The sequence below is a fragment of the Aurantiacibacter arachoides genome (assembly GCF_009827335.1).
Classification (GTDB): Bacteria; Pseudomonadota; Alphaproteobacteria; order Sphingomonadales; family Sphingomonadaceae; genus Alteraurantiacibacter; species Alteraurantiacibacter arachoides.
The window spans coordinates 525,036-537,171 of the sequence record NZ_WTYH01000001.1 but is presented as its reverse complement, the minus strand read 5'-3'; the positions used below and the strand labels follow the sequence as shown (position 1 = coordinate 537,171).

Genomic DNA, 12,136 nt, shown 5'->3' with positions numbered 1-12,136 from the left:
GCCCATTTCGCCGGTCATGCACCATGGCACCATCCACCTCGTCGGCGCAGGGCCGGGCGACCCCGACCTGCTGACCCTGCGCGCCGCCCGGCTGATCGCCGAAGCGCGCACCATCGTTCACGACGGCCTCGTCGACGCCGCGATCCTGGCGCTCGCCAGCCCTGATGCGCGGCTGATCTCTGTCGCCAAGCGCCGGTCGCACCACACGATGCCGCAGGACGACATCAACGCCCTGCTGGTGGCAGAGGCGCTCGCCGGGCGTGACGTGGTGCGCCTGAAAGGCGGCGATCCCTTCGTCTTCGGCCGGGGCGGAGAAGAACTGGAAGCCGCGCGCGCCGCCGGTGTGCGTTGCGAGGTCACACCCGGCATCAGCGCCGCCACCGGCGCGGCGGCAGCCGCCGGCATCGCGCTGACCCACCGTGATGCGGCCAGCGTGCTCACCTTCGTCGCCGGCCAGTGCAAGGGCCTGTCCGATCAGGACTGGACCGGGCTTGCCGGCAAGGGCCGCACGCTCGTCATCTACATGGGGGTGAAGACCGCCGCGCAGATCGCCGAGAAGCTGATGGCCGATGGCCTTGCGCCCGATATGCCGCTTGCGGTGATCGAGAACGCCTGTCGCCCGGAAATGCGCGTGTTGCGCGGCCCGCTCGCCGCCCTGCCTGACATGGTGGAGCGCCACGCCGTGATCAGCCCCGCGCTGATCGTGATCGGCGATGTCACCGCGCGGGAGGATAGCGTGCTCGCCACCCTTGCGCTGGAGGCAGCGGCATGAAGATCCTTACCGGAAACGATCTGAAATCGGGCGCCGTGGTGTGGTGGGACGGCAATGCCTGGTCCACCCACATCGGCGACGCAGCCGACGCTGGCGAGGACGCCACCGACATCCTGGCACGCGAGGAGGCCGCCCGCCGCGTGAACGCCTCCTACGCCATCGATGCCGAGGCCACGCCGGGCGGCCCGCGCCCGGCACATATCAAGGACCGCGTCCGCGCGCTTGGGCCCACGGTGCGGCCCGACCTGGCGGTAAGGGCGGCTGAACAGCAAGGCTGGGACTGGGTGATCTGATGTACAAGTACGACCAATACGACCAGGCCATGGTAGACGCGCGCGTCGAGGAATTCCGCGACCAGTGCGCCCGTCGCCTCGCCGGCAAGCTCACCGAGGACCAGTTCAAGCCGCTCAGGCTGATGAACGGGCTCTACCTGCAACTGCACGCCTACATGCTGCGCGTGGCGATCCCCTATGGCACGCTGGACAGCCGCCAGATGCACGCGCTGGCCGACGTGGCCGACCGCTACGACAAGGGCTATGGCCACTTCACCACGCGCCAGAACATCCAGTACAACTGGATCAAGCTGGAGGAGGCGGCGGACCTCCTGGCGGACCTCGCCAAGGTTGAAATGCACGCCATCCAGACCAGCGGCAACTGCATCCGCAACATCAGTTCGGATCATTTCGCCGGCGCCGCGGCGGACGAGGTCGTCGATCCGCGCCCCTACGCGGAATTGCTGCGCCAGTGGTCCAGCTTCCACCCCGAATTCAGCTACCTGCCGCGCAAGTTCAAGATCGCCGTCATCGCGAGCGAGAAAGACCGCGCGGCCATGCGCCTGCACGATATCGGCATCCGCATCGTGCGTAACGCGGCTGGCGAACTGGGCGCGGCGTTCTACGTCGGTGGCGGCATGGGCCGAACGCCGATGATTGCCCCGCTGATCCGCCACTTCGTGCCGCTGGACCAGTTCGTCACCTATGCCGAGGCAGCCTTGCGGGTCTACAATCGCCACGGCCGGCGCGACAACAAGTACAAGGCGCGCATCAAGATCCTGGTCCATGAACTGGGCGCCGACGAATACCGTCGCCAGGTCGAGGAGGAGTTCGCCCACCTGCTGACCGTGGGCGTGGAGCCGCCGATGGCGGAGCTGGAGCGTATTCGCGGCTTCTTCCAGGATCCGCCGTTCACGTCTGGTCTCCCCGACAGAGCCGACCGCTCCGACCCCGATTTTGCGCTGTGGATCGATCGCAACTGCGTGCCCCACAAGGTGCCGGGCTACGTCGCGGCGGTCATCAGCCTCAAGCCCGTGGGCGGCATCCCGGGCGATGCCACGGCAGCGCAGATGCACCTGATGGCGGACCTCGCACGCGACTACAGTTTTGACGAACTGCGCGTCCTTCACACGCAGAACATCGTCCTGCCCCACGTGGAGATCGGCCGCCTGCACGAACTGTGGACGAAACTGGAAGGCGCCGGTCTCGGCACGCCGAACCTCGACCAGGTGGGCGACATCATCGCCTGCCCCGGCCTCGACTATTGCAGCCTCGCCAATGCCCGTTCCATCCCCGTGGCGCAGAAGATTTCCGAACGCTTTGCCGCCAGTGGCAAGGGCGATGCGCTGGGCGAGCTCAAGCTGAAGATCAGCGGATGCATCAACGCATGCGGCCACCATCACGCCGGCCACATCGGCATCCTCGGCGTCGACAGGAAGGGCGTCGAAAGTTACCAGCTGCTGCTGGGCGGCAGCGAGGCGGAGGACGTCAGCCTCGCCAAGATCACCGGCCCCGGCTTCGACGAGGCAGGCATCGTCGATGCCGTTGAAAAGGTCGCCGACGTGTATCTTGCGCAGCGTCAGGGCGGAGAACGCTTCCTCGACACCTATCGCCGCGTGGGCATGGATAGCTTTAAGGAGGCGCTGTATGGCTGATCCGGACCAGACCGATCTCGGCGCGGGCCGCGACGAGGTGCAGTTCCGCTTCCGCGACGACGAGGCAGTCGGCGTGGCGCAGGTGACCGTCGACGCCTTTCTCGAACAGACCGAGGCGCAGGCCGTGCGGATCGAGCCGGGCGACGATGCCCGTGCCCTGCTGCCGCATCTGCCGCGTATCCGCCTGGTCGAGGTGAACTTCCCCACCTTTGGCGACGGTCGCGGCTATTCCGCCGCCCGCCTGCTGCGCGAACATGGCTACACCGGAGAACTGCGCGCCGTGGGCGATGTGCTGGTAGACCAGATCGCCCATATGCGGCGCTGCGGGTTCGACAGTTTCGCGCCCGAGCGCCCGCTCGATCCCGCCGATGTCGAGGCGGCCTTCGCACGCTGGCCCCAGGTCTATCAGCCCGCTGCCGACGATCGCGTGCCCATCTGGCAGCTGCGTCATGGGTGAGGCTGTCCGCAGGATCGACCGCATCGACACCGCGCCGGCCTTTACGCAGGCCGACGTCGATGCGCTGAATGCGCGGTTCGCCGGCGTGGACACGCTGCCGATGCTGCGGCGGCTGTTCGCCGATGGCACGCTGGGCCGCGTCGCCGTGGTCTCCAGCTTCGGCACGGAAAGCGCCGTGCTGCTCGATCTGGTTTCCCGCGCCGATCCCACGGTGCCGGTGATTTTCGTCGACACGCTCAAGATGTTTCCCGAAACGCTCGCCTATCGTGACACGCTGATCGAACGGTTTGGTATCGTGAACGCCGAAGTGGTGCGGCCCGACCCTGTCGTGCTGGCCGCGCGGGACGAGACGGGGCTGCGCTGGTCCTACGATCCCGATGGCTGCTGCGCGATCCGCAAGGTGGAACCGATGGAGCGGGCAAAGGCCGGGCTGGATACCTGGATTTCAGGGCGCAAGGCGTTCCAGTCGGTCACCCGGCAGGACATTCCGCGTTTCGAACTGGAAGGCGGCCGGCTCAAGCTCAACCCGCTTGGCGACTGGACCAAGACCGATCTGGAAGCCTGGTTCGCGCAGCACGACCTGCCCCGCCACTCGCTGGAGGCGCAGGGCTACCTTTCGGTGGGTTGCGCGCCGTGCACCAGCAAGGTTGCGCCGGGCGAGGATCCGCGTGCCGGGCGCTGGCGCGGCTGGGACAAGACCGAGTGCGGGATACACACCCCAGGCACCACCGGGGCTGACGACGACCTGCCGCCGGGCTACGAACCCGCTTTCTAGGGGCGCAGCAATCCGTAGGCGACGAGGGTGCCGATGATGTCGGCCAGCTCTTCCTCGTCCTCCACCGCGAAATCCGCCATTGCCAGTGAGCCCTGGCCGATGCGTTCCTGCAACTGCGGTGCCAGGTTGGCGCTCATCGGGATGCTCGATCCGGCAAGGACGATGGTGTGCTCTACGTCCTCCCCCTCGCCATCACCATCCGACACCGGGGCGGTTTCGAAACTGTAGAGGATGTGTTCGCGCACCGTGAAGCGATCGTCGGGCGCGATCCCCTTCGCCAGCGCGAGCAGCGCGCCGCGTGTGCGGGTGCCCTGTGACCGTACGAAATTGCCGCTGAAGGCTGCCCGGGTCGCATCGAAACTGGCGGTTTCGGCGATCTGGCGGATCAGGCGCCGGAACGTCGCCTCGTTGTCCGCAACGCCAGCGCCCTCGGCGGTCGAGGAATTGAAGAACATCGAACGCGGCAGCGAATGGCGCAGGTCGGGGATCCGCAGGCTCGCCTCGGCCACCGCTTCCAGCATGAATTCGGCCCATGTCTGTACCAGGATGCCCACGGTGATATGCAGGCTGGGTTCGGTTCCGTGGTTGGGTGCGCGGTGGGCGGTGCCGCGGGGTACGTAGAGGCACTCGCCGGGGTTCAGCACGAAGCTGTCACGCAGTTCGCCGGTCTCGTCGTGATCCTTGCGAAAGCTCTCGCCCTTGTAGGGCAGACCGTCGCGATCTCCGTAGATTTCCCACTGCTTGGCACCCGCGACCTGGATCACGAACACGTCGTGGTCGTCGTAGTGGATGCCAAAGCCAGTGGACCCGGGCGGCGTCAGGTAGATGTTGGTCTGCACCCGCGCGCCGAATTCCCGTTCGAGCGCGAGGCAGAACTGGTAGAGCTTGCCATCGGCATAGTGCAGTTGCGGCAGGATGATCGTCGCGCCATCGCGGAAGTTGTCCAATACCGCGCCGCGATCGACGATGCCGTTGTCGAACGTGTACTCCGCAGGGGGCACGCTTTCGCCCGATTTGGCCATGCTGAGCGAATTGGGGGGCAATTCGCTGTCGGATATCAGCTCGTCGATCCGGTCCATGCTCAGCAGGTCGTCGACCGCCGGATGATGGCCGTGGGTGCGGTGGACCCTGCGTTCGAAGCACTCGGCGAAGAACTGCTCTCGCGTCAGCGGCGCGATCAGCATGGCGAGCACGTCGCCCGCATGGCCAGTGGCGGAAGTGGTGACGGTCATCGGCAAAACACGCCCTGCGATCGAATGGCTGAACGCGTGAGGCTGGCCGGAGCCAGCCTCACGCCGGATCGTCAGGCCTCGCGGCCCGTAATCAGGAACAGGTGCCCCGACCACGACCACGCCCGGCACGATCGTTGCTGTCTGCATCGGTCACGCCGCTGCGGCCATAACCCCCGCGATCGCCGGAATCGGAATCCGAATAGCCACTGCCGGTGCCGCGACCCTGCCCCGCGCAGTCGCGGTTGCTGCCGGAATCGGAATCGGTCACGCCGTTGCCGTTGCCGCGACGACCGCCACCGCGGCCGTAATTCGCCGCGTCGTTCGAATCCGCATCGGTATAGCCCGTGCGCCCGGCGCCCGCGCGATCGTTCGGGTCGCTGTCCGAAACGCCGGTGCGGCCATATCCTGCGCGATCGTTGGCGTCGCTATCCGTGCGTCCGGTGCGCTGCGCTGCCGCCGGAACCGCGATGACCGATGCCGCCGCCGCGCCGGTGACCAGCGCCACGAACGAACGGCGCGAAACGGGCCTTGCCCTCTTTGCCATGTGAAATCCCCCTCACCGATCCGAAGCCCCCCTTCGGATATGCGCAAAAATTATCACAGCTCTCGCCCTTGGCAAGCGCGAACGACTCGCAGGTCCAACTCTACAGCCAGCCGGCGTCGCGATACCACTGCGCCGTCAGGGCAAGTCCCGTCGCCAGGGAGATCTGCGGCTGCCAGAGGCCTGGCGGCACCGCGCGTTCGGGGCGCGAGACCCAGTCGGGGTGCGCCATGTAACGCGCCCGGTCCGGTGTCAGCTTGGCCTTCCCCCCGCGCAGCATCCGGTCGAACCGCGCCGCACCTGCAAGGGCGCGGCCCGGCAGGCTGGGCGCCCAGACGCGGCGGCCCATTGCAGTGCCGATCGCCCGCGCAATGTCCTGGTGGCTCCAACCCCGCGGCTGGCCATCGTCGGGCTCGAAGATGCGCCCCCGCGCGGCATCGTCCGATGCGGCAAGCTCCAGCAGCAGGCGGGCGAGGTCTTCGACATGAATGTAGGATGCGCGGCCCCTGGGCGGCATCGGCAGCACGCGCCAGCGCGCGGCGCGGAACAGTTCGAACAGTTCGGTATCGCGCGGGCCATAGATTGCGGGCGGGCGCACGATGGTCCAGTCGAGACCGCTGACCTGCACCACTTCCTCCGCCAGGCGCTTGGAGTGGCCGTAATCCGACAGTGCCGGCTCGCGCGCGGCGAGGGACGAGACATGGATGAAGCGCCCCGGCCCGCTGGATCGCGCCGCGTCGATCACGGCCTTGGTGCCATCCACGTTGCCCGCCACGAAGCCAGCCTTGTCGGCTGCGTTGACCACGCCGGCGATGTGCAGCACGGCATCGGTGCCGGCGACCAGTTCGGCAAGCGCCGCGGTATCCGCCAGGTCGCCGCGCACCCAATCCACACCGGCGCGCGGTGGCATGGCCCGGCGGGCAAGGGCGCGAACGTGCCAGTCGCGATCTGCCGCCGCGTCGAGCACTGCCTGCCCGACGAAACCGGTGGCACCGGTGATCGCCAGCTTCATTCGCGCACCATGTGGTCGCGGTGGATGACGGCGGCGCGCGGCGCGTAGCCGAGGCGGGCGGCCTGCTCGTCCTGCTTGAGCCCAAGGATCGCGCGGCACTCTGCACCGGTGTATTCGACCAGGCCCTGCCCCAGGCGCTCCCCCTGCGGTCCGTGCATCGCCACGAGGTCGCCGCGGGCGAAATCGCCATGCACCTCCGTCATGCCCGGGGCGAGGAGGCTTGCGCCCTTGCCCAGCGCCGCGACGCAGCCTGCATCGACGGTTATTACGCCTGCCGGGGCCAGCCTTCCGCCCAGCCAGGCCTTGCGGGCGCTGGCATCGGCCTGCGGCACGAACAGCGTGCCCCGGCCCCCGGCCAGCAGCGCGGCGATGGGCGACTGCCCCGTGCCGTTGGCGATGACCATTGCGATCCCCGCCCGCTCGGCAATGCGCGCGGCCTGCAATTTGGCGAGCATTCCGCCCGAACCCAGGCCCGATGACGAACCGCCGTCGGCCATGGCGATGATGTCCGGCGTGACGCCCGCGACCCGCTCGATCAGCGTGGCGCCTGGCAGCAGGGGTGAGCGATCGTAGAGGCCATCGACATCCGACAACAGCAGCACCGCGTCAGCCCCGGCCGCCTGCGCCACGCGCGCGGCGAGCCGGTCGTTATCGCCGAAGCGGATTTCCTCGGTCGCAACAGAGTCGTTCTCGTTGACGACCGGGACTGCGCGGGCTTCCACCAACCGTTCCAGCGTGGCCGAGGCGTTGAGATAGCGGCGGCGATCTTCGAGATCGCCGATGGTGACGAGGATCTGCGCGGCCACGAGGCCATGCGCGCCCAGCGCCTCCGACCACAGCCGGGCAAGCTGCACCTGCCCTACCGAAGCGGCCGCCTGGGCGTCGGCAAGGCTGCCGCGCCCGCCCCTGGGCAGACCCAGCCGCGCCGCCCCCAGCGCGATCGCGCCCGAGGACACCACGATGACCTCCACGCCGTTCGCGCGCAGCATGGCAAGGTCAGCGGCAAGCGAGGCGAGCCAATCTGTCCGGGGAGCGTCGCGCTCAACCAGCAGCGCCGAGCCGACCTTCACCACGAGGCGGCGGGCAGTGGCCAGCTGGGCAGTATCGGTTATGCTCACGCGCGTGGGCCTGGCGCGTCAGCCGAGCGGCGACCACGGCTTGTCGGGCGCAGGCTCCGCACCCTCTTCGGCCGGCAGTTCGGAAGGCTGTTCCGTCATCGTGCGTTCGGGCAGGTAGCTTAGCACGGCGTCCATCAGCGCATCGATGCCGGCCCCGGTGGCGCCGGATATGGGGAAGACCTCTTCCGCCCCGGCGGCCTTCAGTTCCTTGGCGAAAGCGCCAGCAAGTTCCGCGTCGGCCAGGTCGATCTTGTTCAGCACTACCAGTCGCGGCTTGTCTTCCAGCCCGGCGCCGTAGGCTTCGAGCTCGCCCTCGACGATGCGCATGGCTTCCACCGGATCGCCGCTACCGGTGCCCGTGATGTCGATGAGGTGGATCAGCAGGCGGCATCGCTCGATATGCCCCAAGAACCGATCGCCGATGCCCGCGCCATCCGCCGCGCCCTCGATCAGGCCCGGAATATCCGCGATCACGAACTCGCGGCCCTTGTGCTGCACCACGCCGAGCTTGGGCACCAGCGTGGTAAAGGCATAGGCACCCACCTTGGCCCCGGCGTTGGAGACGGCGTTGATGAAGGTGGACTTGCCGGCGTTGGGCAGGCCGACGAGGCCGACATCGGCCAGCAGCTTCAGCCGCAGCCAGACCCACATTTCCTCACCCGGCATGCCGGGCTGGTGCTGGCGCGGTGCACGGTTGGTGGAGCTCTTGAAACTGGCGTTGCCGCGCCCGCCCATGCCGCCTTCGAGCAGCACGACGCGCTGCCCTTCGTGGGTGAAGTCGGCGATGACCTCCTCCTGGTCGTCGGACAGGACCTGCGTGCCAACCGGCACTTCGATCACCAGGTCGTCCGACCCGGCGCCGTAACGGTCGCGGCCCATGCCGTGCCCGCCGCGCTTGGCCTTGAAGTGCTGGGCGTAGCGAAAATCGATCAGCGTGTTGAGGCCGGGCACGGCGACCATCACGATATCCCCGCCCCTGCCGCCGTTGCCGCCGTCCGGTCCGCCGTACTCGACATACTTCTCGCGCCGGAAGCTGACGGCACCGGGGCCGCCCGGTCCGGACTTGAGGAAGATCTTGGCCTGGTCGAGAAAATGCATTCTTGTTTAGCCTTAAACGCCGGCGGGGGCATCCGCCCCCTTGGCTATTCTCGTCGCTTTCCCTCCGCTTCGCTGCTGAGCGGCTGCGGGCGCGCGTTTGCGCTTGCGACCCTGCGGGCCGAACCAGCAGAACTAAACGTTAGGCTGAATTTCGGTTCGCGACAAGCGAACCGCAAGGCCGAACGGCCGCCCGGACCGGCCGCGCAGCGAATAGCCGGGAGGACGCACCCGCGGAGGCGGGTGCACGAAACAAATAGTCAACACTGGTGGAGCCGAGCGGGATCGAACCGCTGACCTCGTCATTGCGAACGACGCGCTCTCCCAACTGAGCTACGGCCCCGTTCCAGTGTCCTGACCCCGCCGGCCGACCCCAGGGTCGACGCGGCGAAGGCGCGCCTCTTAGCGAGACTTCGGAAAGCAGGGAAGGGGAATTTCCCCTTCCCTCGCAGCTTAGCCGGTCGTGCCCGGCACCGGCTGCACCACGGGCGTTCCGGAATTATCCTCGTCGACCGGGATCACCGGCACCGAAGCGCCGGTTTCACCATCCGGCACGGCGATCGGATCGTCGGGGAATGCGCCCATGCCCGCCACACCGGCCGCACGCTGCTGGGCAGGCGTGCCGTAGACCGCGACCCAGCCAGGCTGAGAGGCGCCGTACCGCGCCCCGTACTGCTGGTCCCATGCCGTGGAGGCGATCTGGTACTCCTCGTAAGCCTGGAAGAACCGGTCGAAGGCCATTTCGTAACGCTGCAGGCCAGCGATGGCAAAGGCGTCGAAATCGGTGGGGCGGGTGGCGGCGTATTCGTTCGCCACCGTCAGCGCAGCGGTGCACAGTTCGCGCCGGGCGCCCGGCGCCGCGAAGTAGTTGTAGACGCTGGTCGCGTGGGTTTCGCGGGCGAGCAGCGCGGCGCGCCGGTCACCGCCCGCATCGCTGCGATACTGCGCATCGATGGCGTTGTTCGCCGAATTCAGGCGCGAGGCCTCGGCCCGCAGCATCTGCGCGTAGGCGTCGATGATCGGCTGATCCTCGGCCCGCGTGCAGTTGAGCGCGGCGACGTTCCAGCCGGACCGGAAATGCCAAACGGCCTCGTCCGTCGTCAGCGCGGTGTTGACGGTGACGCGGTTCCCCAGCGAATCCTTCATCGGCAGGTCCATCTGGTAGGCAGCCTGCGCCGGCGGAAGCGGGCGATAGGGGACCGCCTCGACCACGGGCGGCGGCGGAGGCGGGGGCGGCGGGGGCGGCGGCGGCGGGGGCGTCGCGCAGGCCGCCAGCATGGCGACGGCAAGAGTGGTCGCGGTGGCGCGAACGGCAATTGTCCGAATGGAGATCGGCGGCTTGGTCATGATGTGCGTGGGTTCCTCTGCTGGGGCTATTATGCCCCTCCCGTCCCTGAAGCGGGGATGACTAACGCCCCGGACGGGCAAAGAAAATGCCCGGGAAGCGATTATGCTCCCCGGGCAGAAATGTGAGTCCCGATTGCAACAGGGACCGGTCCTGCGGCCTATTCGCGGTTGCCCATGAACTGCAGCAGGAAGGTGAACATGTTGATGAAGTCGAGATAGAGGCTGAGCGCGCCCATGATCACCATCTTGCCCAACGGGTAGGCCGCAGCGACCGCGGGATTGGTCATCTTGGCCTGGCTGACCATCAGGTATTCCTGCTTCAGGCGCTGGGTATCATAGGCGGTAAGGCCCGCGAAGATCAGCACGCCGATGAAGCTGATCGCAAGGCTGAGGCCAGGCATCGGCCAGATCATGTTGATGACCATCGCGACCAGCAGGCCAATCACGCCCATGATGAGGAAACTGCCCCAACCGGAGATGTCCTTCTTGGTGGTGTAGCCCCACAGGCTGAGGCCCGCAAAGGCGCCCGCCGTGGCGAAGAAGGTCGATGCGATCGAACTTGCCGTGTAGACCAGGAAGATCGTCGACATCGACAGGCCCATCAGCACGGCGAATGCCCAGAACATCATCTGGAGGGTGCCGGTCGAGAACTTGTCGCGCCCGAAACTCATCGCGAAAACGATGGCCAGCGGCGACAGCATCACCAGCCACATCAGCGGCCCTTGCGCGAATTGAAGCGCCAGGCCCGAGCGCGCGGTGAACAGCGCCACGATGCCCGTCAGCAGAACGCCCGACGCCATGTAGTTGTAAATCGAGAGCATGTGCTTGCGCAGGCCAGCGTCGAAGGCGGTGCGCGTCTGGACCTCTCCCGTCTGGCCGGGAGCGGTGCCGAAGCCCTGCCGGGTCCGGTTCTCGTTCCAGTTTGCCATGTTTTCCAAACTCCTATGTCCCGGCCTCACAAGGCGGACCGGATTACTCGCAATATTGCCATTGATGAGCCGGATTTCAAGCAAAACCGGGGCGGCGGAGCAGCGGGATGGTTACCCCGACAGCAAGTCAGTCGCGCGCCTCGCGGGACATTTCGGCGCTGCGATCGCGGGCTGCGCGCAGGGTGCGGGTGACGAGCTGGGTAAGCGCCTCGTCCTGATCCAGCACGTCGAGGCCCTTGCGCGTCACCCCGCCGGGGCTGGCGACCATGTCTGCCAGCTTCCCCGGTGCGTGGTCGGACTGCGCCGCAAGCGCCGCGGCGCCCTCGGTCATCGCCACGGCCAGGCGGGCCGCCTGCTCCTCGGGCAGGCCGAGCCGCTGGGCGGCGGCCCCCAGCGCGTCGATGAAGCGATAGACGAACGCCGGGCCGCTGCCCGCCAGCGCGGTGACCAGGTCGAACCGGTCCTCCCCCACCCATTCGCAGGTTCCGAGCGGATCCAGAAATTTCACCAGCGCGTCACGCGCGCCCTCGTCCATGCCTTGTTCGGCCAGCGCGACGGGCGATTTGCCCAGCGCGCAGGCGAGATTGGGCATGACCCGCACCACCGCACCGGCCTGCGGGAAATGCCGCCGCAGGCTCTGCAACTCGACGCCCGCCAGCACCGAGAGCACGCTCGTCCCCTCGCCGCCCACGGCTTGCAGCCCGGGCGCAATACGGCCCAGCATGTGCGGCTTGAAACCGAGCAGCACCGCATCGAAGTGGCGGCCAGGCGGCACATCGCGCAGCAACTCCACGTCGCCGGGCACGCTTTCGCGTGTTGGCGTGACAACGGTGAAGCGATCCGCGGGATGACCGCCAGCCAGCCAGCCTTCTAGCATGGCGCCCGCCATGTTGCCGCAACCCATGATGAGAACGGAATCGAAAGGCATCGC

At 67.6% G+C, this 12,136-nt stretch carries 13 protein-coding genes and 1 tRNA gene; 5 read left to right on the top strand and 9 right to left on the bottom strand.

Features of this window, described 5'->3' with window-relative positions; translation table 11 throughout:
* The first annotated feature begins 16 nt into the window (after positions 1–16).
* Genes cobA through GRI62_RS02635 form a run of 5 tightly spaced genes read left to right on the top strand, consistent with a single transcriptional unit; the run spans position 17 to position 3,931 of the window.
* Positions 17–772 carry a uroporphyrinogen-III C-methyltransferase gene (gene cobA / locus GRI62_RS02655; RefSeq protein WP_131451880.1) on the top strand — a complete coding sequence of 252 codons (756 nt, stop codon included), beginning with the start codon at positions 17–19 and terminating at the stop codon, positions 770–772.
* Positions 769–1,065: a DUF2849 domain-containing protein gene (locus GRI62_RS02650; protein WP_131451879.1), complete on the top strand. Its 297-nt coding sequence runs from the start codon at positions 769–771 to the stop codon at positions 1,063–1,065. Before cobA ends, GRI62_RS02650 begins: the two co-directional genes overlap by 4 nt.
* Positions 1,065–2,699 carry a nitrite/sulfite reductase gene (locus tag GRI62_RS02645; protein ID WP_131451878.1) on the top strand — a complete coding sequence of 545 codons (1,635 nt, stop codon included), beginning with the start codon at positions 1,065–1,067 and terminating at the stop codon, positions 2,697–2,699. Before GRI62_RS02650 ends, GRI62_RS02645 begins: the two co-directional genes overlap by 1 nt.
* A complete protein-coding gene (locus tag GRI62_RS02640; protein ID WP_131451877.1) occupies positions 2,692–3,156 on the top strand; it encodes a DUF934 domain-containing protein in 465 nt (154 codons plus the stop codon). Before GRI62_RS02645 ends, GRI62_RS02640 begins: the two co-directional genes overlap by 8 nt.
* A complete protein-coding gene (locus tag GRI62_RS02635; protein WP_131451876.1) occupies positions 3,149–3,931 on the top strand; it encodes a phosphoadenylyl-sulfate reductase in 783 nt (260 codons plus the stop codon). The genes GRI62_RS02640 and GRI62_RS02635 overlap by 8 nt, the downstream gene beginning before the upstream one ends.
* Here GRI62_RS02635 and GRI62_RS02630 read toward each other — a convergent pair.
* From GRI62_RS02630 to GRI62_RS02590, 9 genes are all read right to left on the bottom strand, one after another.
* Positions 3,928–5,163 (bottom strand): cupin domain-containing protein, encoded by a 1,236-nt coding sequence (locus GRI62_RS02630; protein WP_160731797.1) that lies wholly within the window; start codon positions 5,161–5,163, stop codon positions 3,928–3,930. The two genes, GRI62_RS02635 and GRI62_RS02630, sit on opposite strands and share 4 nt — an antisense overlap.
* A gap of 91 nt (positions 5,164–5,254) precedes the next feature.
* Entirely contained in the window at positions 5,255–5,707 is a 453-nt protein-coding gene (locus tag GRI62_RS02625; RefSeq protein ID WP_131451874.1) for a hypothetical protein, read from the bottom strand.
* Positions 5,708–5,807: 100 nt separating this feature from the next.
* The gene (locus GRI62_RS02620; RefSeq protein WP_131451873.1) at positions 5,808–6,716 is read right to left on the bottom strand and encodes an NAD-dependent epimerase/dehydratase family protein; all 909 of its coding nucleotides are present in this window, start codon (positions 6,714–6,716) and stop codon (positions 5,808–5,810) included.
* Positions 6,713–7,834, bottom strand: coding sequence for a glutamate 5-kinase (gene proB, locus GRI62_RS02615; protein ID WP_131451872.1), 1,122 nt, complete (start codon positions 7,832–7,834; stop codon positions 6,713–6,715). Before proB ends, GRI62_RS02620 begins: the two co-directional genes overlap by 4 nt.
* 18 nt (positions 7,835–7,852) lie before the next feature.
* Complete coding sequence (gene cgtA, locus GRI62_RS02610; protein WP_131451871.1) at positions 7,853–8,932, bottom strand: Obg family GTPase CgtA; 1,080 nt, start codon at positions 8,930–8,932, stop codon at positions 7,853–7,855.
* 264 nt (positions 8,933–9,196) lie between these two features.
* Positions 9,197–9,272: transfer RNA gene (locus GRI62_RS02605), tRNA-Ala, on the bottom strand.
* A gap of 110 nt (positions 9,273–9,382) precedes the next feature.
* Complete coding sequence (locus GRI62_RS02600; RefSeq protein ID WP_160731796.1) at positions 9,383–10,276, bottom strand: hypothetical protein; 894 nt, start codon at positions 10,274–10,276, stop codon at positions 9,383–9,385.
* Positions 10,277–10,434: 158 nt separating this feature from the next.
* On the bottom strand, positions 10,435–11,205 hold the full coding sequence (locus tag GRI62_RS02595; RefSeq protein ID WP_131451869.1) for a Bax inhibitor-1/YccA family protein: 771 nt from the start codon (positions 11,203–11,205) through the stop codon (positions 10,435–10,437).
* A gap of 127 nt (positions 11,206–11,332) precedes the next feature.
* Positions 11,333–12,133 (bottom strand): pyrroline-5-carboxylate reductase family protein, encoded by an 801-nt coding sequence (locus tag GRI62_RS02590; RefSeq protein WP_188669345.1) that lies wholly within the window; start codon positions 12,131–12,133, stop codon positions 11,333–11,335.
* Positions 12,134–12,136 lie beyond the last annotated feature (3 nt).